This is a genomic window from Bacillus sp. FSL K6-1005, from assembly GCF_038000225.1.
GTDB classification, from domain to species: domain Bacteria; phylum Bacillota; class Bacilli; order Bacillales; family Bacillaceae; genus Bacillus; species Bacillus mojavensis.
Map to the genome: position 1 here is coordinate 2,846,675 of NZ_JBBOBP010000001.1, position 19,978 is coordinate 2,866,652.

16 protein-coding genes and 1 pseudogene are annotated in these 19,978 nt (G+C 42.7%); 9 read left to right on the forward strand and 8 right to left on the reverse strand.

Annotated elements, in window-relative coordinates:
* The first annotated feature begins 330 nt into the window (after window positions 1-330).
* The 6 genes from gabP (at window position 331) to NST16_RS14780 (ending at window position 5,923) form a co-directional block, all read left to right on the forward strand.
* Window positions 331-1,740: a GABA permease gene (gene gabP, locus NST16_RS14755; RefSeq protein WP_010333231.1), complete on the forward strand. Its 1,410-nt coding sequence runs from the start codon at window positions 331-333 to the stop codon at window positions 1,738-1,740.
* Window positions 1,741-1,826: 86 nt separating this feature from the next.
* Window positions 1,827-3,368 (forward strand): outer spore coat copper-dependent laccase CotA, encoded by a 1,542-nt coding sequence (gene cotA, locus NST16_RS14760; protein ID WP_340887312.1) that lies wholly within the window; start codon window positions 1,827-1,829, stop codon window positions 3,366-3,368.
* A 103-nt stretch (window positions 3,369-3,471) separates the two neighbouring features.
* Window positions 3,472-4,458 (forward strand): DUF4003 domain-containing protein, encoded by a 987-nt coding sequence (locus NST16_RS14765; protein WP_340887314.1) that lies wholly within the window; start codon window positions 3,472-3,474, stop codon window positions 4,456-4,458.
* 13 nt (window positions 4,459-4,471) lie between these two features.
* Complete coding sequence (locus NST16_RS14770; RefSeq protein ID WP_010333228.1) at window positions 4,472-5,287, forward strand: alpha/beta fold hydrolase; 816 nt, start codon at window positions 4,472-4,474, stop codon at window positions 5,285-5,287.
* 81 nt (window positions 5,288-5,368) lie between these two features.
* A complete protein-coding gene (locus NST16_RS14775) occupies window positions 5,369-5,578 on the forward strand; it encodes a cold-shock protein (protein ID WP_010333227.1) in 210 nt (69 codons plus the stop codon).
* 186 nt (window positions 5,579-5,764) lie between these two features.
* Complete coding sequence (locus NST16_RS14780) at window positions 5,765-5,923, forward strand: hypothetical protein (RefSeq protein WP_268449313.1); 159 nt, start codon at window positions 5,765-5,767, stop codon at window positions 5,921-5,923.
* A 33-nt stretch (window positions 5,924-5,956) separates the two neighbouring features.
* Here NST16_RS14780 and NST16_RS14785 read toward each other — a convergent pair whose 3' ends face one another.
* Both NST16_RS14785 and walM read right to left on the reverse strand, forming a co-directional pair.
* Window positions 5,957-7,003, reverse strand: coding sequence for a hypothetical protein (locus NST16_RS14785; RefSeq protein WP_268449312.1), 1,047 nt, complete (start codon window positions 7,001-7,003; stop codon window positions 5,957-5,959).
* A 65-nt stretch (window positions 7,004-7,068) separates the two neighbouring features.
* Window positions 7,069-7,440: a cell wall metabolism protein WalM gene (walM, locus tag NST16_RS14790; protein ID WP_081720753.1), complete on the reverse strand. Its 372-nt coding sequence runs from the start codon at window positions 7,438-7,440 to the stop codon at window positions 7,069-7,071.
* 441 nt (window positions 7,441-7,881) lie between these two features.
* On the opposite strand from walM, the gene bdhA reads away from it, so the two are divergent.
* Entirely contained in the window at window positions 7,882-8,922 is a 1,041-nt protein-coding gene (gene bdhA, locus NST16_RS14795; protein ID WP_010333223.1) for a (R,R)-butanediol dehydrogenase, read from the forward strand.
* Window positions 8,923-8,970: 48 nt separating this feature from the next.
* On the opposite strand, the gene NST16_RS14800 is transcribed toward bdhA, so the two are convergent.
* On the reverse strand, window positions 8,971-10,392 hold the full coding sequence (locus tag NST16_RS14800; RefSeq protein WP_340887317.1) for a sugar porter family MFS transporter: 1,422 nt from the start codon (window positions 10,390-10,392) through the stop codon (window positions 8,971-8,973).
* Between the two features lie 615 nt (window positions 10,393-11,007).
* Here NST16_RS14800 and NST16_RS14805 point away from each other — a divergent pair.
* Entirely contained in the window at window positions 11,008-12,003 is a 996-nt protein-coding gene (locus NST16_RS14805) for a potassium channel family protein (protein ID WP_229148714.1), read from the forward strand.
* 59 nt (window positions 12,004-12,062) lie between these two features.
* On the opposite strand, the gene NST16_RS14810 is transcribed toward NST16_RS14805, so the two are convergent.
* From NST16_RS14810 to gutB, 3 genes are all read right to left on the reverse strand, one after another.
* Window positions 12,063-13,025, reverse strand: coding sequence for a carbohydrate kinase family protein (locus NST16_RS14810; RefSeq protein WP_340887320.1), 963 nt, complete (start codon window positions 13,023-13,025; stop codon window positions 12,063-12,065).
* Between the two features lie 102 nt (window positions 13,026-13,127).
* Complete coding sequence (locus tag NST16_RS14815) at window positions 13,128-14,519, reverse strand: glycoside-pentoside-hexuronide (GPH):cation symporter (protein ID WP_326204359.1); 1,392 nt, start codon at window positions 14,517-14,519, stop codon at window positions 13,128-13,130.
* Window positions 14,520-14,602: 83 nt separating this feature from the next.
* Window positions 14,603-15,664, reverse strand: coding sequence for a sorbitol dehydrogenase (gene gutB / locus NST16_RS14820; RefSeq protein WP_340887321.1), 1,062 nt, complete (start codon window positions 15,662-15,664; stop codon window positions 14,603-14,605).
* A 234-nt stretch (window positions 15,665-15,898) separates the two neighbouring features.
* On the opposite strand from gutB, the gene NST16_RS14825 reads away from it, so the two are divergent.
* Window positions 15,899-18,397: a tetratricopeptide repeat protein gene (locus tag NST16_RS14825; protein WP_340887323.1), complete on the forward strand. Its 2,499-nt coding sequence runs from the start codon at window positions 15,899-15,901 to the stop codon at window positions 18,395-18,397.
* Between the two features lie 94 nt (window positions 18,398-18,491).
* Here the strand turns inward: NST16_RS14825 and NST16_RS14830 are convergent, their stop codons facing one another.
* Entirely contained in the window at window positions 18,492-19,181 is a 690-nt protein-coding gene (locus NST16_RS14830) for an alpha/beta hydrolase family protein (RefSeq protein WP_340888378.1), read from the reverse strand.
* A gap of 144 nt (window positions 19,182-19,325) precedes the next feature.
* A pseudogene (locus NST16_RS14835) lies at window positions 19,326-19,610 on the reverse strand (abhydrolase domain-containing 18); the annotation flags it as partial.
* Between the last annotated feature and the right edge of the window lie 368 nt (window positions 19,611-19,978).

A 19,978-nucleotide genomic window follows, 5' to 3' on the forward strand; every position in this document is an offset into this window, starting at 1 on the left:
TCACCACAGAAAAATAGTGACGGTAGAACTCTTTTTACTTAACACAACAAATTTTCATTTATAAAAAGTGTTTCAAACCCAATCATGCCAATACTTCTAGCCAATCAACACTTTTTCAAAAATATAACAAATCGAAAAAACGAATAATTGACGGAAAATTTTTTCTTTTATTTCGAACGTACGTACTCCAAAACCAGCAAACAAAACCCGACAAATTTGAAATAAACTGTTATATTTTCTGACATAAATTTTCGACAAAATGTATATTTATGTTACAGTTTCAATTATCATAATATTCAGTAACAACTCTATTCTTCAAGGAGGTAACATATGAACCAGTCTCAATCAGGATTAAAAAAAGAATTAAAGACCCGACATATGACGATGATTTCTATCGCCGGCGTCATCGGAGCCGGACTATTTGTTGGCAGCGGTTCAGTAATTCACTCGACCGGGCCCGGTGCCATTGTCTCCTATGCATTAGCCGGATTACTGGTCATCTTTATCATGCGAATGCTTGGTGAAATGTCGGCCGTAAACCCGACAAGCGGATCATTTTCCCAATACGCTCATGACGCTATCGGACCGTGGGCCGGATTTGCAATCGGCTGGCTCTATTGGTTTTTCTGGGTTATTGTCATCGCTATTGAAGCAATCGCGGGAGCCGGCATTATCCAATACTGGTTCCACGATATTCCTCTGTGGATGACGAGCCTAATTTTGACGATTTTACTCACTCTGACAAACATCTACTCTGTTAAATCGTTTGGTGAGTTTGAATATTGGTTCTCCCTCATTAAAGTTGTTACAATCATCGCATTCTTAATCGTTGGTTTTGCATTTATTTTTGGCTTCGCCCCAGGCAGTGATCCAGTCGGTTTCGCAAATATTACGGGCCAAGGCGGATTTTTCCCTGAAGGCATAGGCTCTGTATTGCTCGGAATTGTTGTCGTAATCTTCTCCTTTATGGGAACGGAGATTGTTGCGATTGCTGCCGGTGAAACATCAAACCCGGTTCAATCCGTAACAAAAGCGACCCGATCCGTTGTGTGGCGCATCATTGTCTTTTACGTTGGTTCAATCGCCGTTGTCGTTGCGCTTCTGCCTTGGAACTCAGCTAATATTTTAGAAAGCCCTTTCGTCGCTGTTCTTGAGCATATTGGAGTGCCGGCAGCCGCGCAGATTATGAACTTTATCGTCCTCACAGCTGTACTTTCTTGCCTGAATTCAGGTTTGTACACCACATCCAGAATGCTGTATTCACTTGCAGAAAGAAACGAAGCGCCGCGCCGCTTTATGAAACTGAGCAAAAAAGGAGTTCCCGTACAAGCAATTGTTGCCGGAACATTTTTCTCTTATATTGCGGTCGTAATGAACTACTTCTCACCTGACACCGTCTTTTTATTCTTAGTTAACTCATCAGGCGCAATTGCCCTGCTCGTCTATCTTGTCATCGCTGTTTCCCAGCTGAGAATGCGAAAAAGTCTCGAAAAAACAAACCCGGAAGCATTGAAGATCAAGATGTGGTTCTTCCCGTTCTTAACCTACGTGACCATTATTGCCATCTGCGGTATTTTAGTATCCATGGCATTTATTGAATCGATGAGAGATGAACTGCTGCTGACAGGCTTTATCACAGGCATCGTGTTGCTTTCTTATCTTGTGTTCAGAAAACGCAAGGTGTCTGAAAAAGCCTCAGCCAAACAGGTTACTCAGCAACAGCCCGATATCCTGCCTTAACGGTAGGATTTTTTTTGTCACCTTCACGTCCATAGTGTCATTAACTATAGTACCAATTAGGAAAATTTAAATAAGGACAGATGAAAATGACACTTGAAAAATTTGCGGATGCTCTCCCAATCCCAGATACACTAAAGCCGGTACAGCAGTCAAAAGATAGCACATACTACGAAGTAACCATGGAGGAATGCTACCATCAGCTTCACCGCGATCTCCCTCCAACCCGCCTGTGGGGCTATAATGGTTTATTTCCCGGTCCTACCATTGAAGCCAACAGAAATGAAAACGTTTATGTGAAATGGATGAATAACCTTCCTTCAGAGCATTTCCTACCGATTGATCACACCATTCATCACAGTGACAGCCAGCATGCCGAACCCGAGGTAAAAACCGTCGTTCATTTACACGGTGGCGTCACTCCTGATGATAGTGACGGTTATCCGGAGGCGTGGTTTTCTAAAGACTTTGAACAAACAGGACCTTATTTTAAACGTGAGGTTTACCATTATCCAAATCAGCAGCGCGGAGCTATTTTGTGGTATCACGATCATGCCATGGCACTGACGAGGCTGAATGTGTATGCCGGGCTCATCGGCGCTTATATCATTCATGATCCAAAGGAAAAACGCCTAAAGCTTCCATCAGGTGAATACGATGTGCCGCTTTTAATCACGGACCGTACGATTAATGAAGATGGCTCTTTATTTTATCCGAGCGGACCGGAAAACCCTTCACCGTCACTGCCTAATCCGTCAATCGTTCCAGCCTTTTGCGGAGATACAATTCTCGTCAACGGAAAGGCATGGCCATACATGGAGGTCGAACCGAGAAAATACCGCTTCCGCGTCATCAATGCCTCTAATACGAGAACATATAACCTGTCACTTGATAATGGCGGAGAATTTATCCAGATCGGTTCTGACGGCGGACTTTTGCCGCGCTCCGTCAAGCTAAACTCTTTCAGTATCGCGCCGGCTGAGCGCTTTGATATTCTCATTGACTTCGCCGCGTTTGAAGGACAATCGATCATTTTAGCAAACAGCGAGGGCTGCGGAGGCGACGTTAATCCGGAAACAGACGCAAACATCATGCAATTCAGGGTCACAAAACCGTTAGCCCAAAAAGACGAAAGCAGAAAGCCAAAATACCTGGCGTCTTACCCTTCAGTGCAGCACGAAAGAATACAAAACCTCCGAACATTGAAGCTGGCAGGAACTCAAGATCAATACGGCAGACCCGTCCTTCTTCTTAACAACAAACGCTGGCACGATCCTGTCACTGAAGCACCGAAAGTCGGTTCTACCGAAGTATGGTCGATCATCAATCCGACACGCGGAACACATCCCATCCATCTTCATTTGGTCTCCTTCCGTGTATTAGACCGGCGCCCGTTTGATACAGCCCGCTTTGAAGAGCGCGGAGAACTGTTCTACACCGGACCCGCCGTTCCGCCGCCACCAAGTGAAAAAGGCTGGAAAGACACGGTTCAGTCCCACGCCGGTGAAGTCCTGAGAATCGCCGTAACATTCGGGCCATACACTGGGCGGTACGTATGGCATTGCCACATTCTTGAGCATGAAGACTATGACATGATGAGACCGATGGATGTGATTGACCCCCATAAATAAGGCCCAAAAAACTTGCCTGCTGCAGGCAGGTTTTTTTATCTATGAAACTTTTTCTTCCATAAATCGTATAACTTAGAAACAGCGAAAAAAGGAGCTGCTTACTATGCTGACAAACGATCTCAAAAATAAAACAACTCAATACATTTCAATTTATGACGAATTAAAATCAAAATTAAGATGGAAAGTTGCTCATAATCAGATATTAATGCTCATCTCCTCTGCATATATTGTGAATAAAAGAGATTTTGATTTTCAGCGCTTTTATGATTTGAGCAGCTATATAAAATCAAACATCGGCAGCTTTTCAACACTCAATTCTCACCACCGATTTACTGTCGCATCAATTCTGGATATTCATTTTCAGCATGAGGCGGAACAAGCGTTTCTTACGTTTATCGATGTATACAACCAAATGGTGAGGCTTGGTTATAAACGGGATATTTTCACGTACATTTCCGCTCTGATCTTGCTCACCGGCAAGACCGAAACGATAAACCAAAGAGAACAGATGAACATGGGGCTCTCTGTTTATCAGCAGATGAAGAAAAATCACTATTTCCTCACTTCAACTCAAAATGTTCCGCTTGCTGTATTGCTTGCCCAAAACGGAAGAGGGTTGCAGGCGCTGAACAAGGCAGAAACATGTTACCAGCTGCTGTCCGCTAACGGCTTTAAAAAAGGCCAATACTTACAACACGTCAGCCATATTCTTGCTCTGCAAAGTGAAAAAGACCCTGAAATCCTTGTATCCCAATGCAAACATATCTTTCAATCCATTACTGAATCTCATAAAAAGCCAAAAGATTTTCATTATCCCGATCTCTCCCTCCTCACATTCTTGGAAGAGCCGGATATCAAAACCGTTTTGGGCATTGCGCATGAGCTGAACCAAGAAAAAGCATTTAAATGGGAAAAGGATATGAATTTCAAAATTGCTGTCAGTTTATATCTCAGCGAGTATATGGAGAAAAATCTGCTGATGGAATCAGGGCTGTACACAGCTATTGAAACAGCCATCCAAGCACAGCAAGCAGCCGCGACAGCTGTGATCATCAGTTCATCAGCCATTCATTCGCATGACGGAAACTAAAGGAGGAGAAAACATGCCATACATCACATTAGAAGATCAGACCCGACTATACTACGAAACTCACGGCAGCGGGACACCAATCCTATTTATACACGGCGTGCTTATGAGCGGACAATTTTTCCACAAACAACTTTCAGCGCTATCTGCCAATTATCAATGTATTCGTCTCGATCTTAGAGGGCACGGCGAATCCGACAAAGTTCTTCATGGACACACCATTTCCCAATACGCCCGTGATATTAAGGAATTTATGTGTGCGATGGAGCTTGATCCTGCCGTCCTTGTCGGCTGGTCAATGGGCGCTTTCGTGGTATGGGATTATATCAATCAATTTGGGAATGATAACATTCGAGCCGCTGTGATCGTCGATCAATCGGCTTCCGACTACCAATGGGACGGCTGGGGACACGGCCCGTTTGACTTTGACGGCTTGAAAACAGCGATGCACGCTATTCAAACTGACCCGCTTCCATTCTACAAAAGCTTCATCAATAATATGTTCGCAGAGCCGCCTGCATCAACAGAAACAGAATGGATGCTTGCCGAAATGTTGAAACAGCCGGCAGCCATTTCAAGCACGATTTTATTTAATCAAACGGCAGCTGATTATCGCGAATCCATTCAAAACGTTCATGTGCCGACATTGTTATGCTTCGGAGAAGACCGCAAATTTTTCTCAATAGAAGCCGGAGAACACCTGTGTGAACATATTCCAAACTCAAAGCTCGTTACATTTTCTAAGAGCAGCCATTGTCCGTTTTTAGAAGAACCGGATGCTTTCAACAGAACGCTTCTGTCCTTTTTAGATGAGCGGATTGGAAAGTCATAAAGAAAAAGGAATTAGGAGATTAGGGCAAAGTATGAGACAATAAGAATGTGCAGTAAAATACATGAGGGAAGAAGTGACTTTATGTCTTACTATAATAAACGAAATCAAGAACCGCTGCCAAAGGAAGATGTGAGTACTTGGGAATGCACAAAAGAAGACTGCAACGGCTGGACCAGAAAAAACTTCGCCAGCAGTGACACGCCATTGTGCCCTTTGTGCGGAAGTAAAATGGTCGAAGGCATTCGTTCATTAGTGAATCTCCAAAACAACAGCCAAACGAAAACAAGTTAGCTCTTCCCTTTTTTTAAAAAGCAGTCTCTATCAGCGAACAATCCTCGATCAGAGAAGCAAATCTTATATCCAATAGCAAGGCCTCCCGGTTTGACGAGAGGCCAAGATAATGAAGCCCAAAACTGTAAACGTTTCGGGCTTTTTCACTTTTGATCATGGTATAATATGGATATGAGGGGTGATGATGTGATCAAAAACCAACAGCAGGCTGACCTGGAGAAACGAGCTTCAGACAAAAAGTTGAACTTGGCTATAAACTTATGTGCGGAACTTATGAATTGGTCAATACCAATTATTCGTTTCTTTAAATGGCTCGGATCATTTGCCCTGCACCTCGTCCATTAAAAAATCACTCAGCATTTGCTGAGTGATTTTTTTTCAGTTGATGACAGAAAAACTATTGATGATGCCATTCGGATTTTCCCATACTTTTTTGAACGTCTTCGTGTCAAGGTCATAAGAATAAATTGTCCGAACCTTGGCTTCACGCCCTGTTTCGTCCTTCAGCTTTTTAGCCCCTTTGGCTTCGGCAAGGAAATAAATTTTCTTTCCATCCTTGGAGAACTGCGGCTGCGCGTCAATTAACAGCTTATATGTTTTCTGATTTGAAATGATTTTTTCATAGGTTTTCGTGTCTGCATTCAGCATTTGAATAGAAGCCGTTTGCTCCGTGCCTTTTTGTGTATATGACGTAAACAAAATCCGTTTATCGTCATCAGAAACAGCAATATCACTGATAAACTGCTCCAGGCTCTTAAGCTCATGAAGGCCGCTTTCATGACCGGCTGAAAAATGAATCTTTGTCGGCTCAGGATCGATTCCCTTCTCATTGGCTTCATCCGTTTTTTTGTAGTCTTCTTCTACAGAATAATGAAGCAAAGCAAATGAATCTGTTTTTTGGTTATAAAAGAAGCTGCTGACGCTGTCATCCTGGTCATTAGCGGCAGGATACAGGTTTTTGTACTTCTTCGTTTTCAAATCAAAGGATGCGATACGGAAATTGCTTTCGTCCGCTTTTCCTAAACGGAAATAAATTTTTGAGCGATCCTTTGATAAAAACAAGCTGTCCGCGCTTTCCGGACCTTTATAAAGCATAGTTTTCTTATCAGACTTAAGATCAAGCTTAAAAAGCCTCATCTCATTTTGATCGTTATTGCTTGTATAATAGAGCGCCTGCTGCTCTTGATCCAAGGCAAACGCCGGATAGCTGGTCAGCTTCTCCTCATGGATCACCTTATCATTTTCATAATACTTCGTCAGAAGATCGGTATCGGTAATCGAAACCAGAAGCTTCTCATTGTTCTCCGTGCTCACGGAAACATCGGCCGCACTCTCACTGCCTTTATCTTTAAAAGAATAAAACATAAAACCCGCAGCTGCCGCCAAAACAACGACGATTGCCGTTAAAACGATTCCTTTTTTCATCTCTTATCTCCACCAATAGAAAAAGCAAGAATGCGACTTCTTGCTTTACAGATTTAAACTATGTATTAATAGCTGTAATGCCCCGATACTTTTCCTTTGCTTAATGGGTATCCCAGCGCTTTAAACGCTTTAGGGCTTACATCCAGCACTGCATTAGGCATTCTGCCAACATCATTTTTATAAACCGTAATGACCTTTTTAGGTTTCGCTTTTGCATAAGCTCTGATTTTTGTCCCATTTCTAGGTACGTCAAATCCGATCTTTGTCGCACAGTCCCAATGTCCAAGTTTTTTACCTGAAGAGCCTTTTTTCCCAACTCCGTTATACCAAGTAATATTTCCGTTCACATGTTTCGCACTGGCATCTGCCGAAAAACTGAAAGCTCCCAAAGTACTTCCTACTAAGATAAAAGCGGCTAAAATGACTTTCTTCAACATTTCGTCCCCCTGTTTATTAACATCTAGGAAAAATTATACACGATCAACCAGGGATTTTTTATTTCAATATCCTTACAGTAATGTTACAAAGTCAAAAAAATGTCCTCTGCTAAAATAAACCATGGAAGATTATCCTATTATAATTGCAGTGTTAGCGTTATAATTGTTGATAGAGTAGTTGACGCATTCAATATGAACGAACCATTACCGTATTGTTCAAGCCAAATTCATAGTTATGTAAACGATTCTTACTCTCTCATCGTAAAGAAAAAAGAGTGTGCGAGACTCTTTTTTCTTCAAAGTTTCTTTTTTCAAAAAAACGTAGTCTATATTATATATAAGTTTTATCTTTTTTTGGTATTTAAAAATGGCGATTTTGTGAACAGTTCATATTGATCGGTGCGGAATTACTCATATCAAAAGATATAGGAGTGGTAATCCATGAAGGCAGCTAGATGGCATAACCAAAAGGATATCCGTATTGAAAATATTGAAGAGCCAAAAGTGGAACCGGGAAAAGTCAAGATCAAAGTCAAATGGTGCGGCATCTGCGGCAGTGATTTACACGAGTATTTAGGAGGCCCGATTTTTATCCCGGTGGACAAACCCCATCCTTTAACAAAAGAAACAGCACCTGTCACAATGGGGCATGAATTCTCCGGTGAAGTTGTTGAAGTCGGGGAAGGTGTTGAAAACTATAAAGTCGGAGACCGAGTCGTTGTGGAACCGATTTTTGCAACACATGGACATCAGGGTGCGTACAACCTTGATGAACAAATGGGGTTCCTCGGCTTAGCCGGAGGCGGCGGCGGATTCTCCGAATATGTCTCTGTAGATGAAGAGCTGTTATTCAAACTTCCTGAGGAATTATCATATGAACAAGGCGCACTCGTTGAACCTTCTGCGGTCGCTTTATACGCTGTCCGCTCAAGCAAAATCAAAGCTGGTGACAAAGCGGCTGTATTCGGCTGCGGCCCGATCGGACTACTTGTCATTGAAGCGCTGAAAGCTGCCGGCGCTACTGAAATTTACGCTGTTGAACTCTCACCTGAGCGCCAGCAAAAAGCTGAGGAGCTTGGCGCCATTATCGTGGATCCGTCCAAAACAGACGATGTAGTGGCCCATATCACAGACCTTACAGGTGGCGGCGTTGACGTAGCCTTTGAAGTAACCGGGGTTCCAGTCGTTTTACGCCAAGCTATCCAATCTACAACAATTGCCGGTGAGACAGTGATCGTCAGCATCTGGGAAAAAGGCGCTGAAATTCATCCGAATGATATCGTAATCAAAGAACGCACAGTGAAAGGAATCATCGGGTACCGTGACGTATTTCCAGCTGTATTGTCATTAATGAAAGAAGGCTATTTCTCGGCCGATAAACTCGTTACGAAAAAAATCGTGTTAGACGATTTAATCGAAGAAGGCTTCGGATCTCTGATCAAAGAGAAAAACCAAGTGAAAATCCTTGTCAGACCAAACTAAACATACTAAAAAAGAATCCGCATTCAAGTGCGGATTCTTTTATTCCTCTTAGCCAATCACTTCAGCGCCGGCCTCTTCTTTAGCCTCACTGCGATCGTGAGCACGGAAGCTTTCCTCAAGCTGCTCAAGCGAAAGACCTTTTGTTTCCGGTAAAAACTTGTTCACAAACAGAATCGAGCAAATTCCCAGCGCAACGAAGATGAAAAACGTTGTTGATAACCCAATGCCTGCCATCAAAATAGGGAATGTCAGACTGACTGCGAAATTGACCATCCACAAGCAGAATACCGTAACACCCATTCCCAGACCGCGAAGGCGCAACGGGAAAATTTCTGAAAGCATCAGCCACGTCACTGGTGAAATCGCGCCCTGCTGAAATGCCAGGAACGAAACCGTTAACGACAGAACCACATATGGAAGTGCAGGCGATCCTTCCAGCACAAGTGAAAATATTCCGATCAGCAGCAATGCCGATGTCGTTCCGATCAGCCCTGTAATCAGCATCGGCCGGCGACCGACTTTTCCGAGCAGCCAAATTCCGACAAACGTAGCCAGAACGGAGATCACACCATTAGCAATATTTCCGATCAGCGCTGCTTCCGTTTGGAACCCGGAATCTCTTAAAATTTCAGTGCCGTAATACATGATGGAGTTTACACCCGTAATTTGCTGTACAATCGCAATTCCGATTCCTATGAAGACAATCCGGCGTACCCACGGCACTGCGAGATCTTTAAACGTAGCTTTCTCAAGCTTATCCTCTTTTCTGAAAGCGGATTCAATTTCAGCCAGCTCAGATGCAGCGCGTTTTTCGTCTCTGATTTTCTTCAAAACCCCTAAAGCATCTTCATTCCTTCCTTTTGAAACAAGCCAGCGAGGACTCTCAGGCATTCTGATCATTCCAAAGAACAGGAATACGGCCGGAAGAGACGCGATCACGAGCATAAATCTCCATACATTGGAGCTGTCCCCCATTGTCGTCCCGAGGATGGCATTAAAAACAAAGGCCAACAGCTGCCCGGATACAATCATTAATTCATTCTGGGTCACCATCCGTCCCCTGCTTTCCATAGGTGACATTTCCGCTAAATAAGCAGGCACCGTCACTGATGCGCCCCCGACGGCTATCCCTAGCACAAAACGAGAAATGATCATGATTGTTACGTTGGGAGCCAGTGTACATCCAATCGTTGAGATAAAAAATATAATGGCAAGGAAAAGAATATTTTTGCGGCGTCCGTTAAAATCAGACATCCTTCCGCCAAGCACAGCTCCAAGTGCAGCTCCAAAAAGAAGAGAACTGGTGACGAGACCCTCTGTGATAGCATTGAGATTAAGCTGATCAGGCTCACCCATATATGGTAAAGCCCCATTTAATACTCCGGTATCATAACCGAAGAGAAGCCCGCCGAAAGTCGAAACTAAAATAATTGTGCGTAAAAATGACATTTGACTGCCTTTTGTATTCATACCGTTTCCCCCAGTCTTTTTCAAAATCGATCACTGCGTATTTTAAAAACGTATTCTAGGGCTGCAACTTTTCTCAAATGCCGAGAAAAAAGTTCAAAATGTCTCTTATCACTGGCTATATAACCTTCCCTTCTTTTCAGCATGCGTTGACGTCAATTATTTCGGAAGCGATTTCATTATTGCTAAACAACAGTGGGTATATTTTTGGTGTCTGACTTAACGAGTTGTCATCTTATAGTTACTTTGTAGTGTTGTTATAGTAATATTGTAGTTATATATTTGTTACTTCTGCTAATATCATAATTATAAAAACGCTTTCAGTCAATATAAATTTCTGAACTTTTTTTCACTTCAAGTCGGTAAAATGACCACTTCATAGGGGAATTGAACTTTTTTCTTGCCGAAAATGTGGAATCATTATGTATGTTATGCGACATTTCTGTCATCCTCATTATGAGTAAGTGTTGGTTAACTTCTCCTATATAAATCTTCTCTGCATGATTCACTGCTCACACATTCAAATGATTGTTTCATATTCAAGACAAAAGGAAATAGAAAAGAAACATAAAGATGGCTAAATGGCTGGCTCTAATTGAATAGGAGGAGGCAATAAAATTGAATGAGATTTATATCATTGCAGGAATTTTATTGTTGGCAGCGGGGATGATTGATTTTATATGGACAACATTATGGCTCGAGAGCGGAGCCGGTCCGATCACAAGATGTTTATCTGCATGGCTGTGGAAAGGCTTCCGTAAGATCAGCGGAGATCACGCAAAGGTTCTCAGTACGGCAGGGCCCCTGCTGTTATGCATGACATTATTGGTGTGGATCGGTTTATTTTGGAGCGGCTGGACGTTTATCTTCTCAAGTGACCCTCATTCTCTTGTTGTTACTCAAAGTAAAGAACCAGCCTCCTGGTCAGATCGAGCTTATTTTTCTGGATATGTGATGTTTACATTAGGAAATGGCGACCTTACACCGAACGGAGCCCTTTGGAAGCTTGTGACAGTCGGTGCTACAGCTGAAGGTCTGCTTACAATTACTTTTTCTGTCACGTATTTAATTTCTGTCTTGAGCGCAGTTAATCAAAAGCGCTCATTCGCCCAGAGTGTACTGAGTCTTGGGCATAACGGAACAGAGATTGTCCAAACTGCGTGGAACGGGAGACATTTTCACGACATGGATCTACTTCTCGCTACATTTTCTTCAGAGCTGGGAAAGCTGACCGCTCAGCATAACGCCTTCCCCATTCTTCATTTTTACCATAGCACACAGCGTGAGGAATCTTCCGTGATTGCAGTCACTGTACTGGATGAAGCGTTAACCATTTTGACATATGGCATTCCAAAGCAGTATCTTCCGAATCAGCTGCACATAAAAGAAGCGCGCTCAAGTGTTAAAAACTACTTAGACACCGTTCATACAGCATATATCCATCCGGCTGAACAAGAACCGCCGGAGCCCAACCTTATGAAGCTAAGGGAATGCGGCATACCAACCCTATCAGAACAAACCTTTCGAACAGCGATTAAATCTATAAAAGAACGGCGGCAATTGCTTTTGGGCATTGTTCAAGCGGGTGCGCGTAAGTGGCCTGTCCAAAAGTAAAGTAAAAAAGAGGATGCCTCCCCAAAAGTCCAAAGACTTTCAAGAAACATCCTCGATGTTTATTGAGAAAATTCAATTTCTTTCATGCTGGGCAGTGCATCTATCGCTCCAATTTTGGTGCAGACAAGCGCTCCCACCTTATTGGCAAAAGATACGATATCACGCAGCTTCTCAAACTCAGTTTCTACCGATTGAATCTTATCTGTACCAGCTAATTTGAATAAGGCTGCACCGACAAAAGCGTCTCCCGCTCCTGTAGAATCAATCGAAGTGACAGGAATACTCGGAATGATTTCATGTTTCTTGCCATTAGACAGCATTGTTCCGTTTTTCCCAAGAGTCACAGCAACCATCTTGGCTCCGATGCCATGGAGGATATTGACACCCTCTTCATGATCCTTCGCACCGGTGATGATCTCCAGCTCCTCGTCACTCACCTTAACAAAATCACTTAAAGCAATGGCTCTTTTTGCAGCACTAACAAACTCAGAGACTCTTCCCTTCCATAAATCCCCTCGATAATTAGGATCAAATGAAAGAAATTGCCCGTTATCCTTCGCAATGGACATAAGCCGTAAATAGGCTGTACAAAATGGATCAGATAATAATGCCGTCGCTGAGCCAAAATGAAGGATTTTTGCTTGATTCATTTTATCCTGATCGACATCTTCGATCGTAAACAGGGCATCCGCGCCCCTATTGAAAACAAAATCACGCTCTCCGTTATTCTTTAATGAAACAAAAGCAAGCGTTGTAGGGGCTTTCTCATCCATCACCAGCATAGAGGAATCAACATGAACAGCATCTAACGTTTGCTTCAGAAAATACCCAAAGGGATCCTTCCCTACTTTTCCTGCGAAAGCAGCGTTCCCTCCCAGCTTGGCAATAGCGGCTGACACATTTGCCGGGGCGCCCCCGGCACTTTTTAAGAAATGGCGCCCTTCCATTAAATCAACATCAACATCGGTACAAAAGAAATCGATCAATAATTCCCCAATACAAACAACAGACTGACTTCGCATGTTATCACACTCTTTTTACATATTCTAGATTACAGTCTCAGTATATTACTTTCAGTCATAAATACAACCTTTTACATCGAATATTGGAAATATTAAATATATTCACTTACCTGGAGTTCTTCTCAGCTCGGTGATGATCTGTTTATATCTTTTTTCAGTTAAAGGATAAAAGGCTATGATGATGATAGAGAGTAAAATAAATAGTCCCGGTATTAAAGCATTCATATGTTTAATCGCATTCAGTGACGTTACGGTTTGATCAGTATTCGCCACATATCCTGCGATTCCTAAATAGATCGCAGAAAACGAACCGGCCAGTGCAACACCTAACTTATTGATAAAACTCATACTGGAAATCACCACTCCGTCGGCACGAACCCCTGTCTTCCATTCCGCATAATCAACACAATCGGCAACCATTCCCCATGCAAGCGTATTTAAAGGGGTTGTAAAGAACCCTGAAGCAAATAGCCAGATGAAAATGAGCGTCACCGAAGAATACGCCGTAAAATGCAGACCTGCATACGAAATCAGTGACAAAGCGGCCGATATGATCATCACATTTTTCCTGCCCCACTTCTCAGAAAAGTATGGAATAAACAAGTTACTGATGAGGGCTGCGCCAAAAAATAAAACGGTTCCAAAGAACACCAGTTCCTTATGATTCACGTTATACGTAAAGTAGTACACCATTGTACTGATTTTAATATTAAACCCGATTGCAAATGCTAAAAATGATGACGTTAGAATCAGCAAAGGTTTGTTTTGAAACAAAACAGATAACGTCTTTTTCATTCCCTGTTTCTTTGTTTTCTTAGGCGCAATCCGCTCACGCACAGTAAAGAAACTAAAGAGGTTCAAAGCGATGCTAACAATGGCATAGACGAGAGCTGTCATTTGAAACCCAAATGCCTGGTTCTCTCCTCCCAAAGCTGCTGCAAGCGGTGTTGCGCAGGAGATGGATAGAAGGATTCCGACATAAACCAAGATCATACGAGTCGTTGTTAATACCGTTCTTTCTTTTACAGAATTCGTCATCCTTCCCGTTAAGCTGTTCACCGGAATCGTTTGCATACTAAAGGACATGCCGAGCAGAATATAGGTAATATACGCATAGACGATGTTTCCCGTTGCTCCAAAGTGAGGCGTGGTGAAACACAGGACAGTAAATAATGCGAAAGGAAATGCAACCCACAGCAGATAAGGCCTTGCCTTTCCCCACCTTGTGTTTGTTTTATCTAAGATAACCCCCATAATCGGGTCAAAAATAGCATCCAGCACCCGCACAACAAGAAATAATGTGGCGATGACCGCAGGCTGTATGCCGCCGATGTCCGTATAATAAAACAGCAGGTATGCGTTTACAAATTGAAACACAATATTATACGACATATCACCAAAGCCGTATCCGATTCGTTCAAGCCAGGACAAACCGGCACTGGATTTTGTTTGATGTTTCGCCTTCATTACCGTTGCTTTTTCTGTTTCGATCATCTTTCCCACCCCAAGAATCCGTTTTCATTATTGAGTAAAAATCCAGTAAATAAGAGGGAGAATACGAGATTCTCCCTGTTCACTCAGCTATTCGGATAAACCATCACTTTTAAACATTCATTCTTAAATTGAAGCGCCCGCTCCATCGCCTCTTGCGTCTGTTCCAGCGAATATTGGTCCGTTACAAGATGCTTCGTGTCGACAATGCCTGAAGCGAGAAATTCGATTCCCTTCGGATACGTATTGGCATAACGGAAGATCCCGTAAATATCAATCTCATTGTCCGCAATAAACGGCACATTAAGCGGGATCTCGTTCTGAGAAGGCAAACCAACAATCGCCAGTTTCCCGCCCCGGCGCACAGAAGCCAGTGCGGATTGCAATGCTGCTGGATTCCCCGCTGTTTCCCAAGCAACATCAACGCCTCTATCATTCGTGATCGTTTTAATCTCTTCAAGCGCGGCCTGTTCACGGATATTAATAATATGAGTCGCTCCCATTTTTTTCGCAGCTTCTAACCGCAGCGGCTCTAAGTCGGTCACGATAATTGTGCTTGCCCCAAACGCTTTAGCTGCCGCAACAGCCATTAATCCAACAGGGCCCATCCCCATAATCGCAATCGTTGATCCGGGCTGAAGCTTCGTTCTCGCCGCTGCATGGATACCGACAGAAAACGGTTCAATCAAGGCAGCATCCTCATAAGAAAGTGAATCTGGAATAGAGAAAACAAAGTCCTGTCTGATTTTGATATATTGTACAAACGCGCCGTCTACCGGTGGTGTGGCCAAAAACTGTACATCCGGACAAAGGTTATAACGCCCTTCCTTGCACGCTTCACAGCGTCCGCACGTAACACCCGGCTCAACAGCGACGCGGTCACCTACTTTAAATTGATCAACAGACGAGCCGACAGCCGCGATTTCTCCCGCGCACTCATGTCCGAGGATAAATGGCTTCTCCACTACATAATTGCCTATTCTGCCGTTTGTATAGTAATGCAAATCAGATCCGCAAATCCCGACAGCCATCACTTTTATCAACACTTCATCCTGGCTGATGTCAGGTACAGGCAATGTTTCAATTTTGATCTCTCTTGTGTTGTGCATAATAGCTGCTTTCATGGTTTTAGGTACTGTGTGAGTCATTACGGCAAATTCCTTTCTTTATGAACACTATTAACGGCATTTAAGCCGCTTCATCAAGAAATGTAAGTGCATACATTTTTGCATTTTCTGTTACTGCCCTCATTTTATCTGCTTTTCAACATGTTCAACAGCTTTTCATGCTGTATAAAAGGACAGCCGCACTGTACTTTTTGATTTTTCATATACAAAACAAGCAGGATTGATAAAATAGTACTAATAGGAGGTGCAGGTTTTATGGCTGAACTGGAAGATCGAAAACAATTTGCAGAATTGCTGGCACCTGGCGTAAAGTCATTAAAACTTCATCCAGATTATAAAGTCAGAAGAAATAAGAACGAAAAAACAGGACAGTCTTATTTAGACAACATTTCACACCAGCTGGGAGTTTCCCCAAACACGATTAAAAGCTGGATCGGACAGATGGGTGTGAACTATGTTCCCGGAAGAATTGAAGACGGAAAACTGTTCGGAATGATCTGGATCATTCTTGAAAAAACCGATATGAATATACAGTGGTTTACCGACCTGCTTGAGACCACCACTATACCGGTAATCAAACCTGCACTGCCTGTATGGGCGGCCTCATGTCTTAAAAAAGCGAAAATAGTACGGCAGGACAATTCATTCGGAGCACCGCTTGATCAAGATATTGAAAAAACAGTCAAGCGTTTATTTCCTGATGTTCTCGACCATAAAACGAATGCGCTTACAGAACAGATCCCTTTGACACACAACTTACCGTCACGCTGGTCGGGTCACTTTATAGGACGAAGATTTGACATCGAGGCGATACGGCAATGGATGCTTTCCCCATCACCCGTCTGTTTAATTACCGGATGGGCAGGCATGGGGAAAACGACTACTGCTCTTGAGGCAGCCTATTCCTGTATCGGCGATTCCTCAGATTGGCCGGCATTCAACAACATCATCTGGCTCAGTGCTGATTGGAAGGGATTAAGCTTTAGTGATTTTTTAAATACGATTGCCTATCTGCTCGGTCGAACGGAACAAATCGATAAATCCATAAACGAAAAACGATTTGTCGTCCGCAATGCTCTTGCCAATTATACTAGAGAAAAACCGGTCCTGCTGATCGTGGACAGCATAGACACTGCCGAAAGAGACATTCACGAATTTATCACCAGCCTGCCTCAAGGTGTGAAAGTCCTCCTCACAGCACGTGAAAACTTGAAGCAAACCTATCGGGAAGGCTTCGGTGAAATGGTAACCATCCAGCTGAGCGGACTTGAACAAACAGATGCCCTGGAATATTTTCATCAAGAAGTGAACCGCTGCCTGCAAATGTGCAACGATCCAACTAAACGAGAAAAGCTAGCGCAGCTGCTGGAACTATCCCCAGAACTGAAGAGCGGGTTCATTTCAGCAACAGCCGGAAACCCGAAAGCCATGGCACTCAGCATCGCCTATATGTCAGACGATGACATGCCCGCTCAGCAGCTGATTCATGAGCTCGGAAAAGCAGGCTACTCACTATTAGATCTGTTTGATTTTCTATTTGGGCGCACATGGCACAGATGCAATGAAGATACATGGAAGCTATGGCAGGTGCTATGCTTTTTCAGCAAGCCGCCAGATGAAAAAAGCCTGGCGGCAGCGGCCGGATTAGACGCTCGCCGTTTTCATTACGCAGTTGAACAAATGCGGTCTTTTGCTCTGATTCAGCCCGAACGAAGCAAAGGAAGTACACAGTACTTAGCCCACCAAACCGTTGTCGCCTACGGAGAACAGCACTTATCCGAAAATCAGCAATATGAAACAGAAGCCCGCAGCCGCTGGGCGCACTATTATATTCATTATGCGGAAACCCATTTAAAGCGGGAACAGCCCAACTCTATCTATTGGAGCTATCTCCTGGGACGTGATTTAGACCAAATCAAAAAAGAATGGCCAAACATCCTAAAGGTGATCAAATGGTCAAGCGAAACCGATCAAAAAGAAATTCTAATCGAACTCATCACCCGCATCAGCCATTTTCTAAGCAGAATCAACCTGCCCTTACGAATCGAATACGGCCGTAAAGCCGCCGATGCCGCCCATCAATTAGGCCAAAACACACGAGAAGCCTTCTTCAGAATCGACACAGCAGGCTGGGCACTGATGGAAGTCAATAATTTAGACGGGGCCCTTCAGCAAATTGAAGCCGGCCTGAAAACGCTGGAACAATCAGACACTGAAGAGCAAGACGTTCACGATCTAAAGGTATGGGGACTCGCACTGCAATCGAGGCTGTTTTTAAAAGGCGGAAGTCATGAAAAAGCGGAAGCGATTTTAACCGAAATCAAAGATAAACCGATTTCCCCTGCGATTCAGCACAGAGTTCTATTGGTTCGCGGAGATCTGAGCTTTGTGAAAGGTCATAATGAAGAAGCCATTCAATTATACGAAGCGGCAAATCAAATCAGCTCCACGTATGGAGGCGAAAAAACGATAGAAGCCTATTTTAATTTAGGTGTGGCTTACGTGAAGTATGGTCAGTTTGAGAAAGCGGAAGAAGCTTTTGAGCAGATGCTCTATGACAAACATAACGCCAATCAGGTTGAACTGATCTACTATCACTACGGAATGGCGCAGCTGTTGTACCGTAAAGGAGAGAAAACGAAAGCGATGGAAGCTAATCAGAAGGCGCTTCGTTTGATTGATTCGTGGGAGCCTGCGATTGGGATTCGGGGAGAGGTAGAACAATTGGCAATGGTGATCAAAGAAAACGACTAGTACGTAGTTCTGTCAGGAATCTCACTCAGTTTCTTTATTATAAATAGAAAAGGCCAACTGAAGTCGCAGTTGGCCTTTCGTTTCTTATTAATGTCTACAAATGTACTGAACGAGATTTTCCCGTATGTATTCTTTCTCGTATAAAGGAAAGCGTATCATTTGCCAGCTTTTTGCGGCAAAGAACAATGCCGGAATGACCACAATTATAGACATATCTTTTCGGTTTCCCCCAACTTTCCCATAAAGAATCTGCATCTTTTAAGTCAATATACTGATCATGTTTAGCAGAAATCAGCAGAATGTTATCTTTATTAACTTTCGGCAAGGCTTGACTAGGATCTGTGATATTCCAATATTTTATTAAATCTTCATAGGTCACACCATTTTGTTCTAATTCTTCTCTTATGAATTTACCTGGGATCGTGTTCCATATTGAATAAGAAAGGCGATTGGCATAAAAGATTGATACCACTACATCAATTTGGGATTCTAGGGTAGCAATTAGATTCGTAACCCATCCCCCTAAGCTTACTCCCATTATGATAACAGGCCCTTTTTTATTTGCTTTTATCCAGTGAATTAAGGCTCGTAAATCTACAACGGCCTGTCTTGACGATTCAATTGTACGATCAATATTTGCACTAATCATCAATTCGCCACTATACAATGAATTTTCCGGTTCTCTTTCAAAATGGTATGGAAGAGAATAATAATACATGTTCCAGCCTAAATCGTTCATTATACGTTTATGAAATATGTTTTTGATTCTATTGTACGAATCCATGCGCCAGCCATGTGCAAAGATAACATTGGGTTGATCTATATCATTTTCATTTAAAAAAACCTCCCCTTTTAAAGTATCATTAACAGGATTCCCAGATTGAATTAAAGATTCATAGCTAAAGGTTCCAATCTTATAATTTTTTCCTGATTCATTCAAATCAATTGAAACATCAGCTATATTAGCACTGTAAAATTCTTCTCTATCATTTATATTGGCTGTAAAAGCAACAGAAAAATGTTTATCTTTGCTTCTTTTTCTGTGTAAATCATATAATGCCAAGCGATCTATCATTTCTGAGAAATGCACGATTAAGTCCTCCTTGATAATCAAAAAACGAATATTAGAGTTAATAATTGGATTGTTTATCTCCATAGAGTCGGAACGGATTTTATCAAGATGTTGGTGAAAGGATCTATCTCCATCGACAGTTTCTCTTTATACTTAACAAAAAAGACGAGTTCCTTATTGCAAGGAAAACATCGTCTTTTAGTAGCAAAAAAAGCAGCAAAAATAGACATTTTAATAGGATTTCTCTTTGACAGTGCTTTCCCGGGGAAACCGTTTAAGAGTGTTGGTGGCACTATTTATCTAGATAACTGGGTCTTTTTTTGTCATATGAGAGTATACCAATATTGTCTCCTGTCTGCAATAGAGAGAAAGGGTCCAAAGGTTGGTTTCTGGCTACATCCCAAGAAATGCCTCGTGTTATTTTTCGAGAAGAAGGAATTCAACTCACTTCTGGTTTTCAGCAGTCGAAGACGAGGTCCGTCCTGCGAGTCCTTAAAAAGCACAAAGTA

Bases quoted from the DNA above. Each gene is read 5' to 3' on its own strand.
- gabP (WP_010333231.1), top strand. From the start codon at position 331: ATGAACCAGTCTCAATCAGGATTAAAAAAAGAATTAAAGACCCGACAT.
- cotA (WP_340887312.1), top strand. From the start codon at position 1,827: ATGACACTTGAAAAATTTGCGGATGCTCTCCCAATCCCAGATACACTA.
- NST16_RS14765 (WP_340887314.1), top strand. From the start codon at position 3,472: ATGCTGACAAACGATCTCAAAAATAAAACAACTCAATACATTTCAATT.
- NST16_RS14770 (WP_010333228.1), top strand. From the start codon at position 4,472: ATGCCATACATCACATTAGAAGATCAGACCCGACTATACTACGAAACT.
- NST16_RS14775 (WP_010333227.1), top strand. From the start codon at position 5,369: ATGTCTTACTATAATAAACGAAATCAAGAACCGCTGCCAAAGGAAGAT.
- NST16_RS14785 (WP_268449312.1), bottom strand. From the start codon at position 7,003: ATGAAAAAAGGAATCGTTTTAACGGCAATCGTCGTTGTTTTGGCGGCA.
- walM (WP_081720753.1), bottom strand. From the start codon at position 7,440: ATGTTGAAGAAAGTCATTTTAGCCGCTTTTATCTTAGTAGGAAGTACT.
- bdhA (WP_010333223.1), top strand. From the start codon at position 7,882: ATGAAGGCAGCTAGATGGCATAACCAAAAGGATATCCGTATTGAAAAT.
- NST16_RS14800 (WP_340887317.1), bottom strand. From the start codon at position 10,392: ATGAATACAAAAGGCAGTCAAATGTCATTTTTACGCACAATTATTTTA.
- NST16_RS14810 (WP_340887320.1), bottom strand. From the start codon at position 13,025: ATGCGAAGTCAGTCTGTTGTTTGTATTGGGGAATTATTGATCGATTTC.
- NST16_RS14815 (WP_326204359.1), bottom strand. From the start codon at position 14,519: ATGATCGAAACAGAAAAAGCAACGGTAATGAAGGCGAAACATCAAACA.
- gutB (WP_340887321.1), bottom strand. From the start codon at position 15,664: ATGACTCACACAGTACCTAAAACCATGAAAGCAGCTATTATGCACAAC.
- NST16_RS14825 (WP_340887323.1), top strand. From the start codon at position 15,899: ATGGCTGAACTGGAAGATCGAAAACAATTTGCAGAATTGCTGGCACCT.
- NST16_RS14830 (WP_340888378.1), bottom strand. From the start codon at position 19,181: ATGGATTCGTACAATAGAATCAAAAACATATTTCATAAACGTATAATG.